This is a genomic window from Pantoea sp. B_9 (assembly GCF_008632015.1).
Lineage (GTDB): Bacteria > Pseudomonadota > Gammaproteobacteria > Enterobacterales > Enterobacteriaceae > Pantoea > Pantoea dispersa.
Map to the genome: position 1 here is coordinate 322,385 of NZ_VWVL01000002.1, position 14,206 is coordinate 336,590.

At 58.1% G+C, this 14,206-nt stretch carries 16 protein-coding genes and 1 tRNA gene; 9 read left to right on the forward strand and 8 right to left on the reverse strand.

The features are described 5' to 3' along the window. Positions 1–723, reverse strand: a complete 723-nt coding sequence (gene rsuA, locus F3I21_RS08335) for a 16S rRNA pseudouridine(516) synthase RsuA (protein WP_021509252.1) — start codon at positions 721–723, stop codon at positions 1–3. Between the two features lie 225 nt (positions 724–948). Here rsuA and F3I21_RS08340 point away from each other — a divergent pair, with 225 nt between their 5' ends. Continuing rightward, positions 949–2,703, forward strand: coding sequence for a DEAD/DEAH box helicase (locus tag F3I21_RS08340; RefSeq protein WP_150058677.1), 1,755 nt, complete (start codon positions 949–951; stop codon positions 2,701–2,703). A gap of 131 nt (positions 2,704–2,834) precedes the next feature. After that, complete coding sequence (rplY, locus tag F3I21_RS08345) at positions 2,835–3,119, forward strand: 50S ribosomal protein L25 (protein ID WP_010618083.1); 285 nt, start codon at positions 2,835–2,837, stop codon at positions 3,117–3,119. 64 nt (positions 3,120–3,183) lie between these two features. Here rplY and yejK read toward each other — a convergent pair whose 3' ends face one another. Continuing rightward, positions 3,184–4,188, reverse strand: a complete 1,005-nt coding sequence (gene yejK / locus F3I21_RS08350; RefSeq protein ID WP_150058678.1) for a nucleoid-associated protein YejK — start codon at positions 4,186–4,188, stop codon at positions 3,184–3,186. A gap of 158 nt (positions 4,189–4,346) precedes the next feature. Between yejK and F3I21_RS08355 the strand changes: the two genes are divergently transcribed. The 3 genes from F3I21_RS08355 (at position 4,347) to F3I21_RS08365 (ending at position 6,495) form a co-directional block, all read left to right on the forward strand. Then, positions 4,347–4,574, forward strand: coding sequence for a YejL family protein (locus tag F3I21_RS08355; RefSeq protein WP_021509249.1), 228 nt, complete (start codon positions 4,347–4,349; stop codon positions 4,572–4,574). A gap of 23 nt (positions 4,575–4,597) precedes the next feature. Next, a complete protein-coding gene (gene yejM / locus F3I21_RS08360) occupies positions 4,598–6,346 on the forward strand; it encodes an LPS biosynthesis-modulating metalloenzyme YejM (RefSeq protein ID WP_150058679.1) in 1,749 nt (582 codons plus the stop codon). 72 nt (positions 6,347–6,418) lie between these two features. Continuing rightward, positions 6,419–6,495: transfer RNA gene (locus F3I21_RS08365), tRNA-Pro, on the forward strand. Positions 6,496–6,610: 115 nt separating this feature from the next. Here the strand turns inward: F3I21_RS08365 and F3I21_RS08370 are convergent. Together F3I21_RS08370 and F3I21_RS08375 are read right to left on the reverse strand one after the other, a co-directional pair. Beyond that, positions 6,611–6,883, reverse strand: a complete 273-nt coding sequence (locus tag F3I21_RS08370; RefSeq protein ID WP_150058680.1) for a hypothetical protein — start codon at positions 6,881–6,883, stop codon at positions 6,611–6,613. A gap of 143 nt (positions 6,884–7,026) precedes the next feature. After that, entirely contained in the window at positions 7,027–7,530 is a 504-nt protein-coding gene (locus tag F3I21_RS08375) for a hypothetical protein (protein ID WP_223815648.1), read from the reverse strand. Between the two features lie 393 nt (positions 7,531–7,923). On the opposite strand from F3I21_RS08375, the gene F3I21_RS08380 reads away from it, so the two are divergent. Together F3I21_RS08380 and F3I21_RS08385 are read left to right on the forward strand one after the other, a co-directional pair. Continuing rightward, on the forward strand, positions 7,924–8,127 hold the full coding sequence (locus F3I21_RS08380) for a hypothetical protein (RefSeq protein ID WP_150058681.1): 204 nt from the start codon (positions 7,924–7,926) through the stop codon (positions 8,125–8,127). Positions 8,128–8,203: 76 nt separating this feature from the next. Beyond that, complete coding sequence (locus F3I21_RS08385; RefSeq protein WP_150058682.1) at positions 8,204–8,929, forward strand: 4'-phosphopantetheinyl transferase; 726 nt, start codon at positions 8,204–8,206, stop codon at positions 8,927–8,929. A 153-nt stretch (positions 8,930–9,082) separates the two neighbouring features. Here F3I21_RS08385 and F3I21_RS08390 read toward each other — a convergent pair whose 3' ends face one another. The 3 genes from F3I21_RS08390 to apbE all read right to left on the reverse strand — a co-directional run bounded on the left by F3I21_RS08390 (position 9,083) and on the right by apbE (position 12,512). Beyond that, a complete protein-coding gene (locus tag F3I21_RS08390) occupies positions 9,083–10,735 on the reverse strand; it encodes a multidrug ABC transporter permease/ATP-binding protein (protein WP_150058683.1) in 1,653 nt (550 codons plus the stop codon). An 86-nt stretch (positions 10,736–10,821) separates the two neighbouring features. Further along, the gene (alkB, locus tag F3I21_RS08395; RefSeq protein ID WP_150058684.1) at positions 10,822–11,463 is read right to left on the reverse strand and encodes a DNA oxidative demethylase AlkB; all 642 of its coding nucleotides are present in this window, start codon (positions 11,461–11,463) and stop codon (positions 10,822–10,824) included. 17 nt (positions 11,464–11,480) lie between these two features. Continuing rightward, a complete protein-coding gene (gene apbE, locus F3I21_RS08400; RefSeq protein ID WP_021509242.1) occupies positions 11,481–12,512 on the reverse strand; it encodes an FAD:protein FMN transferase ApbE in 1,032 nt (343 codons plus the stop codon). A 401-nt stretch (positions 12,513–12,913) separates the two neighbouring features. On the opposite strand from apbE, the gene F3I21_RS23205 reads away from it, so the two are divergent. After that, positions 12,914–13,069 (forward strand): hypothetical protein, encoded by a 156-nt coding sequence (locus F3I21_RS23205; protein WP_164861051.1) that lies wholly within the window; start codon positions 12,914–12,916, stop codon positions 13,067–13,069. A gap of 1 nt (position 13,070) precedes the next feature. Here the strand turns inward: F3I21_RS23205 and F3I21_RS08405 are convergent, their stop codons facing one another. Continuing rightward, the gene (locus F3I21_RS08405) at positions 13,071–13,526 is read right to left on the reverse strand and encodes a nuclear transport factor 2 family protein (protein ID WP_150058685.1); all 456 of its coding nucleotides are present in this window, start codon (positions 13,524–13,526) and stop codon (positions 13,071–13,073) included. Positions 13,527–13,623: 97 nt separating this feature from the next. Between F3I21_RS08405 and F3I21_RS08410 the strand changes: the two genes are divergently transcribed. Then, positions 13,624–14,187 carry a TetR/AcrR family transcriptional regulator gene (locus F3I21_RS08410; RefSeq protein ID WP_058758443.1) on the forward strand — a complete coding sequence of 188 codons (564 nt, stop codon included), beginning with the start codon at positions 13,624–13,626 and terminating at the stop codon, positions 14,185–14,187. Positions 14,188–14,206 lie beyond the last annotated feature (19 nt).

Below are 14,206 nucleotides of genomic sequence, written 5' to 3' on the forward strand. Positions count from 1 at the left end.
CTATTTGCGCTGTTTCAGTTCGTCCGGCAGGCCGATGCTGTTGATTTCCGCCTCGGTCAGTTCACGGTATTCGCCTTCACCGAGCTCCTCATCCAGCACAATCTCACCGATGCTTTCGCGATGCAGCGCCGTGACGTGGTTGCCCATCGCCGCAAACATACGTTTCACCTGGTGATAGCGCCCTTCACTGAGGGTGAGGCGCGCGGCTTTCTCATCGAGGATTTCCAGCTGCGCCGGTTTGGTCAGATCTTTCTCGTTGTGCAGCTGAATGCCGGCAGCAAATTTTTCGATCAGCCCCGCGTCAAGCGGCTGCTCCAGTTCCACCAGGTAGGTTTTCTCCAGGTGATGGCGCGGAGAAGTAATGCGATGCGACCACTGACCATCATCGGTCAGCAGCACCAGCCCGGTGGTATCAATATCCAGCCGCCCTGCCGCGTGCAGTTTGAACGCCGCCGGCTCCTCAATGAAATAGAGAATGGTGGGATGGTCCGGATCGTCGGTAGAGCAGACATAGCCCTGCGGTTTATTCAGCATGAAATAGCGCGGGCCCTGCTGCACCGTCAGCGGATTGCCGTCGTACTCTACGGCATCGTCCGGCAGGACTTTATACGCGGTGTCGCGCACCACTTCGCCATTGATGGTGATCTTTCTGCCACGTATTTCACGGCCGGCGATGGCACGGCTAACTTCCAGTTGCTGAGATATGAATTTGTCGAGTCGCATGAATTCGCTTTTTTGCCTGTTACTGCGGAGGGGAACTGAAACGGCATTTGCCCGGTAAATCATTTACAGCGTAGCGCGGCGGCCACGGCATAATTGAGAGCAGGGTTAACCGTTGAAAAAGTGTGGGCAGTATAGCCTGAACCTTCGCCTGCTAATAGTGCCGATCCTGCGTTTCAGCCACTTTCATGGCATAATGCGCGTCCGTTCCAGAAAAAGCCGGTTCCCATGTCGTTTACCCTGCGCCCCTATCAGCAAGAAGCCGTTGATGCCACCGTTGCCCATTTTCGCCGCCACGCCACGCCAGCGGTGATTGTGCTGCCGACCGGCGCCGGCAAAAGCCTGGTGATCGCTGAACTGGCGCGGCTGGCGCGCGGTCGCGTGCTGGTGCTGGCTCACGTCAAAGAACTGGTGGAGCAGAACCACAGTAAATATCAGGCGTATGGCCTGCAGGCGGATATCTTCGCCGCGGGCCTGCAGCGCAAGCAGAGCGAAGGTAAAGTGGTATTCGGCAGCGTGCAATCGGTGGCGCGCAATCTGGCCAGTTTTGACAGCGCCTTTTCGCTGGTGATCGTCGATGAGTGCCATCGCATCAGCGACAACGAGGAGAGCCAGTATCAGCAGCTGTTCGCCCATCTGCGCCAGCACAATCCGCAACTGCGTCTGCTGGGGCTGACCGCCACGCCATTCCGTCTGGGCAAAGGCTGGATTTACCAGTACCACTATCACGGTATGGTGCGCGGCGACGATAACGCGCTGTTCCGCGACTGCATCTACGAATTGCCGCTGCGCTATATGATCAAACATGGCTTTCTGGTGCCACCCGAGCGGCTGGATATGCCGGTGGTGCAGTACGATTTCAGTCGGCTGATCCCGCAGAATAATGGCCTGTTCAGTGAGGCCGATCTTAACCGCGAACTGAAACAGCAGCAGCGCGTCACGCCGCAGATTATGCGACAGATCATTGAGTTCGCTGAGACGCGCCGCGGCGTGATGGTGTTTGCCGCGACCGTTGAACACGCGCGGGAAATCCTCAGCCTGCTGCCGGAAAACAGTGCGCTGGTGTCGGCGGAAACCCCGGTGAAAGAGCGTGACCGGCTGATTCAGCAGTTCAAAGCGCAGCAGCTTAAGTTTCTGGTTAACGTGGCGGTGCTGACCACCGGCTTCGACGCGCCGCACGTCGATTTGATCGCCATTCTGCGCCCGACCGAATCGGTCAGCCTGTATCAGCAAATTGTCGGTCGCGGGTTGCGGCTGGCACCGGGCAAAACCGACTGCCTGATCCTTGATTACGCCGGAAACCCGCACGATCTCTTTACGCCCGAAGTCGGCGCACCGAAAGGCGCCAGCGATAACCAGCCGGTGCAGGTGTTTTGTCCGGCCTGCGGCTTTGCCAACACCTTCTGGGGCAAGGCGACCGAAGATGGCCACGTCATTGAGCACTTTGGCCGCCGCTGTCAGGGCGTGCTCGACGATGACGAGGGCCATCGCGCGCAGTGCGACTACCGTTTCCGCTTCAAAAGCTGCCCGGACTGCGGTGCAGAAAATGATATCGCCGCGCGCCGCTGCCAGCAGTGCGACAAGGTGCTGGTCGACCCCGATGATATGCTGAAAGCGGCGCTGAAGCTGAAAGACGCGCGCGTACTGCGCTGTAGTGGTATGACGCTGGCGCACGGACGCGATGATAAAGGCGAGTGGCTGCAAGCCACCTATTACGATGAGGATGGCACCGACGTCAGCGAGCGTTTTCGCCTGCGCACCCCGGCGCAGCGCACTGCCTTTGAGCAGCTGTTTATGCGGCCACATCAGCGTGCGCCCGGCGTGGAGCTCGGCTGGCAGACCGCCGCCGATGTGGTGGCGTTACAGCCGCTGCTGCGCCATCCCGATTTTGTGGTGGCGCGCGCCAAAGGCCACTTCTGGCAGGTGCGGGAAAAAATGTTCGATTATCAGGGACGCTATCGCCGCGCCAACGAGCTGCGCTAAGCGGCGGAATCATTTGCCCCGCTGTGGCAATCCGGCTATAATGCCGCCCGCTTTTGCATCCGTAAAAGCGTATTGAATAACCGTCCTGTTGCTGGGTCGCCTGTAGCAGGAACTATAGAAGAGATCTTGAGATGTTCACTATTAATGCAGAAGTACGTAAAGAGCAGGGTAAGGGTGCGAGCCGCCGCCTGCGCGCAGCGAACAAATTCCCGGCCATCATCTATGGCGGTAAAGACGCTGCGGTTTCTATCGAACTGGACCACGACGCTGTGATGAACATGCAGGCTAAGCCTGAGTTCTACAGCGACGTGCTGACTCTGGTTGTTGACGGTAAAGAAACCAAAGTTAAAGTTCAGGCTGTTCAGCGTCACCCGTTCAAGCCAAAACTGCACCACATCGACTTCGTTCGCGCTTAATCGCTAACGGGTTGACGAAAAAACGCCGCATTTGCGGCGTTTTTTTATGGCGCAAATCCGGCGATCACTGACCGCCGGTACGACGCTGCAGCTGATCGCGCAGATTCGGCGGCGTGCCTTTAATGGTCAGCGTATCGGTGGCCGGATCCCAGAAAATGCGCTCGCCCAGCAGCATGGCATCAAAGTTAAGCGTTAATCCCCCGCCGCTACCGGCAAACTTCGTCAGCTGACGCAGGGTGCTGCGGTCAGCCGGGAAATGCTCTTCCAGCTCATAACCCTGTTCCTGGGTAAACGCCTGAAAGGTTTTTTCGCCCAGCGGCGGCAGTTCGCTGGAGAGATCTTCCAGCGCAATCTCCTCGCCCGCCTGCAGCTGTTCATTGCAGTAGCTGTAGACCTGCTGGCGATAGTTCTGTCGCTCATTTTTATCCAGGCTGGACTCGGCACAGTAATCATCTATCGCCTGCAGCAGCCCGCGGTTCTGTGCTTTGGTGTCCAGACCGACGCTGGCGCCGAGGAAATCCATGAAGAAATCGGCCACTTTACGCCCCACGCGTCCGCGCAGGAAGGTCAGGTAGCGCGTGGATTCCGGGTTGGTTTCCCACTCGGTGAGATCGATACGCGCCACGATATCGGCGTGGTTGATGTCCAGATAGTGCGTGCTGCTGATGTCGAGCTGCTCGTTAACGCGCATGCTCGACTGGCTGTTTAGCACCGCCACCAGCAGATACTCCACCGCCAGATAGCGATAGTGCAGAAACAGCACCACGCCGCCTTCAGCAAACGGGTATTTGCTCAGCTCGTCGCGCAGGCGTCCGGTAGCCGCACGGCTGAACGCCAGGAAGTCATCCTGCCCTTTGCGGCAGTTGCGCAGCGCTTCCGCCAGCTCGCTGTCTTCATTAAACAGGCCGTAAGCCTTGCTTTTGGCGCTATAGACGCGGTGTAACTCTTCCGCCATCTCTTCCACCGCCTGCGTGGCAGGTAACAGGGTATCGCGCAGCACCAGTTCCAGCTGGTTTTCATCACGTTTGACTAACTGATGCAGGGCAATCTGGTCGATATCCAGACTCATGGTAGACTCTCCTTTTGGCTCAGGCGCGTATTCAAACACCGCCCGCAGCCGCTTTCAACTGCGCGCACAAACTGATCGTTCTGCTTGCGATAAAATTGCGGAAAAAAGTGCGTTGTTACGGTAATATACCGCGTTTTCACACTTGATTAGTCGACGATATGCCACAATCATCCCGTTACAGCGACGCGCGCGTCGAACAGCTTCTCGCGCAGCTGGCGCAGGTTCTTGAAAAAGACAAAGCGCCAACCGATCTTTCCCTGATGGTGTTGGGGAACATGGTGACCAATTTGATCAACACCGACATCGCACCGGCCCAGCGCCGCAGCCTCGCCCGCTCGTTTGCGGAAGCGCTGCAGTCTTCCGTGCGCGATGACAACGCCCACTAAATTGCAGATTTGACCTCATAAATATGGTAACCAACCGGCAGCGCTACCGTGAAAAAGTCTCCCAGATGATCAGCTGGGGGCACTGGTTTGCCCTGTTTAATATTCTGTTTGCGCTTATTTTAGGCAGCCGCTACCTGTTGGTCGCCGACTGGCCCTCTTCCCTCGCCGGCCGTATTTATGCGTTTACCAGCTGGATTGGCCATTTCAGCTTTATCGTGTTTGCCGCTTATCTGCTGATTATCTTCCCGCTGACCTTTGTCGCCATGTCGCAGCGGTTGCTGCGCGTGCTCTCCGCCGTGGTCGCCACCGCCGGGCTGACGCTGATTATGGTCGACAGCGCGGTGTTCAGCCGTTTCCATCTGCACCTCAATCCGGTGGTGTGGGAACTGGTGGTCAACCCCGATCAAAGCGAGATGGCGCGCGACTGGCAGCTGATGTTTATCAGCGTACCGCTGATTTTCCTGGTTGAGATGCTGTTTGCCACCTGGAGCTGGCAAAAGCTGCGCAGCCTGAACCGGCGTTCGTTTGGCAAGCCGCTGGCCGCGCTGTTTATCAGCGCCTTCTTTGCCAGTCATCTGCTGTATATCTGGGCGGACGCCAACTTCTACCGGCCGATCACCATGCAGCGTGCCAACCTGCCGCTCTCCTATCCGATGACCGCACGGCGCTTTCTGGAGCGACACGGTCTGCTGGATGCGCAGGAGTATCAGCGCCGTCTGGTGCAACAGGGCGATCCGGAAGCGCTGTCGGTGCAGTATCCGCTCAGCGATATTACGTTCCGCGATGGCGGAACGCGTCACAACCTGCTGATTCTGACGGTGGACGGCCTGAACAATGCCACGGTGGATAAAGCGCTGCCATCGCTCAATCAGTTCGCCAGTGAAAATGTGCGCTTTACCCAGCATTACAGCGCCGGACTGCAGCCGGAAAAAGGCCTGTTCGGCCTGTTCTACGGTATCTCCTCCAGCTACATGGACGGCGTACTGGCGGCGCGCATGCCCTCTGCCCTGCTAGGCGCGCTGAACAGCCAGGGTTATCAGTTCGGTCTGTTCTCTTCCGATGGCTTTAGCCAGCCGCTGTACCGTCAGGCGCTGCTGGCGGATTACAGCCTGCCGCAGGCTGATACCCAGCCTAACAGCACCACGGTGACGCAGTGGCAGAACTGGCTCAATGGTCAGAAAGGCGGCGCGCCCTGGTTCTCATGGATTGCGCTCAACGGCGTGACGGTAACCGGCGACAGCACCAAAGCGCGCCAGCGCAGCTATATGCGCCAGGCGACAGGCGTGGATGAACAAATCGCGACGGTGCTGCATACGCTGCAGCAGAATGATGCGCTGAAGAATACCGTGGTGGTGATCACGGCGCAGCGCGCCATCACCTTCGACAACAGCGATAATCCGGGCAACCGCGCGACGCTGCAGGTACCGCTGGTGGTGCACTGGCCGAATACCCCGGCGCAGAGCATCGATCGCCTGACCGATCAGCAGGATGTGATGACCACGCTGATGCAGCGCCTGCTGCACGTGCGCACCAGTCCGGTTAACTATTCACAGGGTGAAGATCTGTTTGCCGCGCAGCGCAGCCATAACTGGGTCGCCAGCAGTGAAGATGGCAAACTGGTGGTGACCACGCCAACGGTGACGCTGGTGCTCAGCAACAACGGTAACTACAGCGCGTACGATGCCCAGGGCAAAGAGCTGAAAGATCATAAACCTCAGCTGGCCCTGCTGTTGCAGGTGCTGACGGAAGAGAAACGGTTCACGGCAAACTGATTAATTATGAGGCAGTTAAGCTGCCGACATATTGCAATCGCCAACGGAACCAGTAGTATAACCCTCCACGTTCGGCACGTAGCGCAGCCTGGTAGCGCACTGTCATGGGGTGTCAGGGGTCGGAGGTTCAAATCCTCTCGTGCCGACCAAAATCCCAAAGAAAAGCAGCCTTTTACGGCTGCTTTTTTATTGCCTGCATTTTGCGAGGGTTAAACCCGGCGCGCCCCGAGCGCGGTGGTTTTCAGCGCGCGGACTGCCACGCGTCTAAGGGTTAAACGTCAGCGGAACTTCCGTCTCGCAGGATTGCACCAGAATCAACGGGCATTTCTTTACCTTACACGCCTGCGAATAAGCCAGCTCGCACACTTCGCAGATATCGCGCACTTCCGACTCATATTCATACTCCATGAAGTAGCGAAACGTACCGCTGCGCGTGTCGCTGCGCCAGAAGCGTTGCGGTTCCAGGATTTCATCCAGCTGCCTGAAGGTCAGGGCTGAGGGGTTGTGAAAACCCACTCTTACACGATATTTAGTCATGCCCTGATAATTATCGAGTTTTGGCCGCGTTGCCAGCCGGAAACAATTCTCGCTGGGATAGGGAAAATCTTTGCTAACGCTGGCACATTGGGCGCCGCAACCCTATCCGTAACGGTTGCGGCGCAGAGGAAAGGCTTTGACCGTCAGCGCTGGATTTTCAATTCATCATCCCAGCGGTCTGGCGCCGCGTTTGCGGGATCGTGATCCTGCAGCAAAAACTCGCCGTTTTGCTGGGCGATCTGCTCACCGGTATCGGTAATCGCGTTTTGAATAAACACCTTTGCCTGCGCGCCATTCACAAAGGTGAGCTGATGGAAGGCGGTTTTGTTGCCCCAGTCTTTTGACGGCGTTGAAATATAGCGGATGGTGTAACTCTGGTCCTCAACGCTGCCCTGCATCACATAGAGGCCATAATGATTTTCGCCCTGCGACAGGATTTTATACACCCCGTTGCTGTAGTAATAAATCACCGCATCCGGGAACGGCTTTTCATCATAGAGTTTGCGGTAGTGCAGTTTATGCACAAAGGTGGGTTTGCCGGGCACCACTTCAATATTGCCCTGCGCATTCTGGAAGCTGAGATCTGCTGCCTGTGCAGCGCCTACGCTCATGCAACCCAGTAACATTATGCCAGCCAGTTTTTGCATCGTTCGCTCCTTAGCCTCTTCGTCAGCCACCAGCATGTTACGCCCACGCTTTACCCCGGTTAAACGAAGCGGCTATCGATGTGAGATGGGCTTCATAATACAGCCACTACAGGAAGGATAGAGATAGAAAATGACCGCGTCATTACCGCGCCAGACGCGGCTATTCGGCACCACTGCGACAGGCCCTCACCTTACTGTTCAGGGTACAAAATTCTGCAGCATAATCTCTCCTCAGGCTTCATTCATTCTGCGAATCAGGTACTTAACTGAAGTCAGCAAAGCCGAGCGGGATCACGTTTTTACTGATTTGTGACAGCAATTCATTAAAGTGAAACAAAACTGTCACAGATTTCCCCTACCCTAAAACTCCCGTTTATTTGATGGAATCTCGTTATGGTCATCAAAGCAAAAAGCCTGCAGGATGCGGAAGAACTCCTGCACTCAGGCATCAGCAAAGTAGAGCTGGCGTATGATATTGGCAGCGATGATTTCTTCCGCCTGGCGAGCCACTGGTGCGACCGTGGTGCACGCATTACCAAAGGCCACCACCATTTTGTGGTGCAGATGAAGAGCTTCGCTATCCCGCCAAATCGCTAACCCGCAGCAGCCTTTTCGGCTTGCCCTGCCCGCGGCTGACTGGTAAAACACGCTTTTCCATCAGCCGTTACTCGTTATGTTCTCAGCCGAAACGCCCCTGCCGCTGCCCGCTTGTGGTTTTATCACCGCCGCTGGCCACACCGCTGAATCGCTATCGCTGGCGTGGTGCCGCTTTGATCGGCAACAGTGGCACGCCGCTTTACCTGCGCAGTGGCAACTGCCGCTGCCGTCCGCGCTACAGCACGCAGCCAGCAAACGCAAAATTGAATATCTCGCCAGCCGCTGGCTGGTGCGGCAACAGCTGGCGCAGCTGGGAATCACTGATTTTGTGCTGCACAACGCGCCGGATCGCTCACCGTGCTGGCCGGCAGGCATTCGTGCTTCACTGTCGCACAGCCATGACTGCGTGGTGATGGCCGCGACGCGCGAGGCATTGTATGTGGGTATTGATGTTGAGCAGGTGATGGCAGAGGAAACCGCGCAGGACACGGCGGAACTGCTGATGAACGCGCAGGAGCGCGCGCTGCTTGAGGGGCAGCCGCTGCCCTTTGCGCAGGCGGCAACGCTGCTGTTTTCGCTGAAAGAGAGTCTTTATAAGGCGCTATGGCCGCGGCTGCATCAGCCCATGGCGTTTCATCAGGCTGCGCTGATCGATATCGACCTGCCGCAGCAGCGCGCGCGGTTGCAGCTGTGTCAGGATTTCAGCGCGGAATTTACCCGCAGCACCGTGCTGGACGCACGCTTCTGGCTGCAGCCGGCGCGCGTGGTCACACTGCTCACTCACCCGGCCTGCACGCAATAAAAAACCGGCGCGGAATGAGCCCGGGCCGGTGACAACACAAGACGACAGAAGTGTTCCAGGGAGGCAGAGACGAGGATCTCTGCTGCCATTCACTGTATCCCGCTGACAACGTCCTGCCCAATAAGGGTTTTTGCTAAGCTTTGCCGCCAGCCGTCAATGGCCGGTATCGGTGCGTTTGACGGCGTCCAGCGTGGCCATTTCGCGCTCGCGGCCGGTCAGCTCGCTTAACTGCCCATCGCGCATTTCCAGCAGCCGATCGGCATGAATAAAGTAGTGATCGTCATGGCTGATGGCGAACACGGTTTTGCCGGATGCCTGGAGCCACGGCAGCAGCTCGCGGTAGAAGATGCGGCGGAAGTGCGGGTCCTGATCGGCCGCCCACTCATCGAGCAGCAGGATATCGCGCTCCTCTGCCGCCGCCAGCAGCAGAGCAAGCCGCTTGCTCTGCCCTTTCGACAGCTGCAGGTTGAGTACCCGGTTGCCTTCCAGCTTCAGCTTGTCCTGCATTTTCAGCCGTTCCAGCCACTGCTGCACCAGCGCCGGATTAGCCGGCTCACCACCGCGACGAATCAGACGATCAAACAGGTGCACGTCAGTGAACACCGCCGAGAAGTGCTGGCGATAAACATCAAGGTTATGCCAGTCCACCTCGTTACCGTCCAGCAGCAGGCGGCCCGAATGCGGCTGATACAGGCCGGTCAGCAGCATCGCCAGCGTGGATTTACCGCTGCCGTTACCGCCAATCAGAAACACCAGTTCACCGCGGCGCAGCGTCAGGTTGATCGGCCCGACGGCAAAACCGTGCTCGCCATAATGGAAACAGACGTCGCGCAGCTCCAGCGTCTGCCAGTCGCTCACCGTCGGCAGCGCGTTGAAACCGGCGCTATAGGGAGCCAGATCGAAGGTATTAATTTTCCGCAACGCCACCTGTGCGCTGAGCAGCGTCGGCAGCGCGCCTACTGCCGCCAGCAGCGGCGTGCGCAGGAACAGCAGCGTCAGCGAATAGGTCGCGGCGACAGCGGTATTGGCCCAGCCCAGACCGTTGGCCATGAAGAACACAATACCAATCGCGCCGAGCATCATAATGTTCGACCAGTTCACCGCGCTGAGATGGAAGGTATCGGCGCGCACAATGTGACGACGATAATCCGTGGCATTTTCCTGATACACGGTGTCGTAAATCAGCCGGGCGCGCTCGCGGTTAAGCTGCAGCTCTTTGCGCCCTTCAATGATGGTCTGAAAATCGCGGTACAGCTCGTCCTCGATGTCGCGCAGCTTCGCCATGTGCTGATAAACACGCGACACCAGCAGCCAGCCGCCGATCAGCGTCACCACCAGCCACAGCGTGGTGATCAACAGCATTTGCGGTGACAGCCACGCCAGATAGATCGCGGAACCCAGCGTAATAATGATGCCCTGAATCAGCTCCGGCAGGCGCACAAACGCGATAGTGATGGCACGCACGTCGCTGGTCAGGCCGGCCAGCAGCTGAGCGTTACCAATCTGCTCAATGCGTTCAACCCGGGTATCCAGAATACGTTTGATAAACTCACCGCGCAGCCGCCAGACAAAATGGTGGCCGAGCTGAGTCAGCGCCAGCTGCGACGCCAGCGTCACCGCCATCAGCAGAAACAGCTGGGCGAGAAAGCCCGGCAGCACGGTGAGCGAGGTATTAACTGCCACGATCAGTTCATTATTGATGTAGGCGATCAGCCCGATACCCAGCGCGGCGCTGAGCAGCGTCAGCACAATCACGCCGATAAACGGCCAGCGGTACTGGCGAAAAACAACCTGAAGCAATGCCATTAAAAATTATCCAGAGGTCAACCAGGCAGCCTGCAGTTTAATGGCGCCTCGGGTGAAGGCAAGAATAATTCTCATCCGTTTTACGGTTACTGGGCGCGGCGGAATGTCAGGTTGTAACGGAACGCGCCAGCCTGCGGATGGATGCCCGCTTTTAGCGGCAAAATGCCGTGATAGCGCAGGCGCGACGGACCGCCCCATACCACGATATCGCCGTGCTCCAGCAGCACGCGCTGCGTCGCATCGCCGCGCTCGAAACCGCCAAACTGAAAAACGGCCGGCAGGCCAAGCGATACCGAGACAATCGGCTGGCGTAAGTCTTTCTCATCCTTATCCTGATGCAGCGTCAGTTTGGCACCGGGCTCATAGCGGTTAATCAGGCAGGCATCCGGATTGAAACCGGCAAAGCCGGCCTCCTGCGCGGTCTGCTGCGCCAGCGTGCGGAACAGCGCGGGCATCGGCGGCCATATACGGCAGCTGCTGACATCCTGTTCGGTGTACTGGTAACCGCGCGAATCGGTCGACCAGCCGAAATCGCCGCAGTTGGTCATGGCGACTGACATGCGATGTCCACCCGGCGTGATGCGATGGGCAAACGGGTTAAGGGCCGCGACGTCATGAATCGCCGCCAGCAGCGCATCGGCCTGCTCGCGCGCCCGGCGACGCAGAATCACCGCGCCCTCGGCCAGCGGTTCCTGCCATGGCGCATCCTCACTAAATAGATCCAGCACAGTTACCTCCTGTCAGGTCAGGGCTGATCGATAAGAAACGATTTGAACTGTGGCGACATCCAGTGGCTGAAGCCGTCGCCCTGCTTTGTAATCAGATACACCGCCAGATGCTGTTTCAGCGCCAGCGCTTTGGCACGCTCGGTGCCGAGCACCATCAGCCCGGTGTCCCAGCCGTCGGCTTCCAGCGCGGTGGTGGCAATCACCGTGGCTGAGACCAGCCGGTGATCGATGGGTCGGCCGCTGGCCGGATCGATCACGTGCGAAATGCGTTTGCCATCCAGTTCATAATAGTTGCGATAGCTGCCGGAGGTGCTGATTCCGTGCCCCTGCAGATCGACGCGTGCCTCCACCGCGTTCTCGCGATCGGTCGGTTTCTGGATGGCGACCCGCCACGGCTGCTGGCTGGCATTCAGGCCGCGACTCAGCACCGCCCCGCCCACCGACACCAGATAATTAGTGATACCCTGCTGCTCCATCAGCCGCGCCAGGTGATCGGTGGCGTAGCCTTCGCCCATGGTGGAGAGATCGACATACAGGCCAGGCAGATCTTTCTGCAGCCACTGGCCGTTCACCGTTTCAATCACACGCAGGTGCTGCAGGCCGGTCTGCGCTTTGGCGGCGGCGATAGCGGCATCCGATGGCGTATGCGCCGGCTGCTGCGCCGGGCCAAAGCCCCACAGATTCACCAGCGGTCCGACGGTAATGTCCATCGCGCCGCCGGTCAGCTGACCGATGCGCAGCGCGCGGGTGACGATATCGGCCATATCGGCACTGACCGGCTGGGGATCCTGCCCCTGATACTGGTTGAAGCGCGACAGCACCGAGTCCTTTTTCCAGGTAGAGAGTTCGCCATCGTCGCGATCGAGCTGCTGCTGAATTGCCTGCTGCAGCGCGGCCTTACGCTGAGCATCCACGCCCGCCAGACTCACGCGCCACACCGTTCCCATGGTTTTGCCTTCCAGCACCAGCGCCTGCTGCGCTGGTTTTTGCTCGCACCCGCTCAGCAGCAGTGCTACCATGCCTGTCAGCAGAATGTTCTGAAAATTCATCAATTCCTCGTCTGTAACTCATTACTACAGCCTATTACAAAGCATAACTCGCTTGTAAAACCGTCTAAAGCTGCTTGAAGTTGATCGCTGGCTGGCACAGCATACTGCGTTCCTGCACGAGAATCCTTACAGGAGCGACAGATGATTTATATGATTCTTGCTATTACCGCCGGGTTATTTGCTTACGGAAGCTTCCGTTGCTGGCAGCACTATCGCCACCGCCTGATTCAGCACTATCCGTCGCGCCGACGTTAAGGCATTGCACCAGCGTCGTGCATCCTGCACCGCTTCAGCGCTGGCGCAGTGTAACAAAGCGGCCACGGGGCGCGTGGCGCTGAGAGCGGTGGCATGGCATGAATTGTGCAGCGTTGATGCTGGGTTGAACATCAGCGAGGTGCAAGATGAGTAAGGCAACAGAACAACAGGATAAATGGCAGCGCTGGCTGAGCTTTTCCGCCTTTACGCTGGCGGGCGTGGCGCTGGAAGGCAGCCTGCCGCCTGCCACCACATCCCCGCAGCAGGCGGCAAAGGCCAGACGCTGGCGCAACGCGCCGTAAATTACAGACCCAGCTCGCTCAGGCCCGGATGATCGTCCGGGCGTCTGCCAGCCGGCCAGTGAAACAGCCGCGCTTCAGCGCTGATCGGCAAATCGTTGATGCAGGCGAAGCGCTGAATCATCAGACCATCGGCACCAAAGTGCCAGTTTTCATTGCCGTAGCTGCGGAACCAGTTGCCGCTGTCATCGCGCCACTCATAGGCAAAACGCACCGCCAGCTTATCGTGGTGCCACGCCCACAACTCTTTAATCAACCGATAATCCAGCTCGCGGTCCCATTTGCGCTGCAGAAAGGTCACGACGTCCGCGCGGCCGTTAACGAATTCGCTGCGATTGCGCCAGCGGGTATCTTCACTGTAAACCTGCGACACGCGCTGCGGATCGCAGCTGTTCCAGGCATCTTCCGCCATACGCACTTTTTCTAAGGCACTTTGATGATCGAACGGGGGGATGAGCATTTTTTATCTCCTGATGATGTAGACAGGTCTGTCTACTTGATTCATCCTGCCGTATGTAGACAATTCTGTCTACCCCCGAAAACAGGAATTTTTTCTTATGCTCGCACCCCTGCTGTTTGATGCCAGCGCCAGCGCGCGCGATCGCATCCTGCTCAGCGCGCAACAGCTGTTTTATGCGCAAGGCATCCGTGCTACCGGCATCGATAAAGTGATTGCCGCGGCTGGCGTGACCAAAGTGACCTTCTACCGCCACTTTCCGGCCAAAAATGACTTAATTCTGGCGTTTCTGCAGCAGCGCCATCAGCGCTGGATGAGCGGCTTTCGCAGCGCGCTGGCGCAGCAGCCTGCCATCAACGTGGCGCTGCCGGCTGCGTTACTGAGCTGGTTTCAGGAGGAGGATTTCCGCGGCTGTGCGTTTATTAATAGCGCGGCAGAACTGGCTGATACCCTGCCGGAAGCGAGCGCACTGATTCGCCAGCACAAGCGGGAGATGGCGGCCGCCATTGCCGAAAGACTCAGCGCGGCGCAGCAGGAAAAAACCGGGCAGATCGTGTTGCTGGTGGATGGCGCAATCGTGCAGGTTCAGATGGGGGAAGCGGCGCAGCAGGTGACGGCAACGCTGCAGGCGGCGCTGAACGCGCTGCTGGAGAGCAGAGCGTGACCCGCAGGCCACGCTCTCC

Excerpts from the sequence above, each read along its gene's own strand:
- rsuA (WP_021509252.1), bottom strand. The coding sequence starts at position 723 with ATGCGACTCGACAAATTCATATCTCAGCAACTGGAAGTTAGCCGTGCC.
- F3I21_RS08340 (WP_150058677.1), top strand. The coding sequence starts at position 949 with ATGTCGTTTACCCTGCGCCCCTATCAGCAAGAAGCCGTTGATGCCACC.
- rplY (WP_010618083.1), top strand. The coding sequence starts at position 2,835 with ATGTTCACTATTAATGCAGAAGTACGTAAAGAGCAGGGTAAGGGTGCG.
- yejK (WP_150058678.1), bottom strand. The coding sequence starts at position 4,188 with ATGAGTCTGGATATCGACCAGATTGCCCTGCATCAGTTAGTCAAACGT.
- F3I21_RS08355 (WP_021509249.1), top strand. The coding sequence starts at position 4,347 with ATGCCACAATCATCCCGTTACAGCGACGCGCGCGTCGAACAGCTTCTC.
- yejM (WP_150058679.1), top strand. The coding sequence starts at position 4,598 with ATGGTAACCAACCGGCAGCGCTACCGTGAAAAAGTCTCCCAGATGATC.
- F3I21_RS08370 (WP_150058680.1), bottom strand. The coding sequence starts at position 6,883 with ATGACTAAATATCGTGTAAGAGTGGGTTTTCACAACCCCTCAGCCCTG.
- F3I21_RS08375 (WP_223815648.1), bottom strand. The coding sequence starts at position 7,530 with ATGCAAAAACTGGCTGGCATAATGTTACTGGGTTGCATGAGCGTAGGC.
- F3I21_RS08380 (WP_150058681.1), top strand. The coding sequence starts at position 7,924 with ATGGTCATCAAAGCAAAAAGCCTGCAGGATGCGGAAGAACTCCTGCAC.
- F3I21_RS08385 (WP_150058682.1), top strand. The coding sequence starts at position 8,204 with ATGTTCTCAGCCGAAACGCCCCTGCCGCTGCCCGCTTGTGGTTTTATC.
- F3I21_RS08390 (WP_150058683.1), bottom strand. The coding sequence starts at position 10,735 with ATGGCATTGCTTCAGGTTGTTTTTCGCCAGTACCGCTGGCCGTTTATC.
- apbE (WP_021509242.1), bottom strand. The coding sequence starts at position 12,512 with ATGAATTTTCAGAACATTCTGCTGACAGGCATGGTAGCACTGCTGCTG.
- F3I21_RS23205 (WP_164861051.1), top strand. The coding sequence starts at position 12,914 with ATGAGTAAGGCAACAGAACAACAGGATAAATGGCAGCGCTGGCTGAGC.
- F3I21_RS08405 (WP_150058685.1), bottom strand. The coding sequence starts at position 13,526 with ATGCTCATCCCCCCGTTCGATCATCAAAGTGCCTTAGAAAAAGTGCGT.
- F3I21_RS08410 (WP_058758443.1), top strand. The coding sequence starts at position 13,624 with ATGCTCGCACCCCTGCTGTTTGATGCCAGCGCCAGCGCGCGCGATCGC.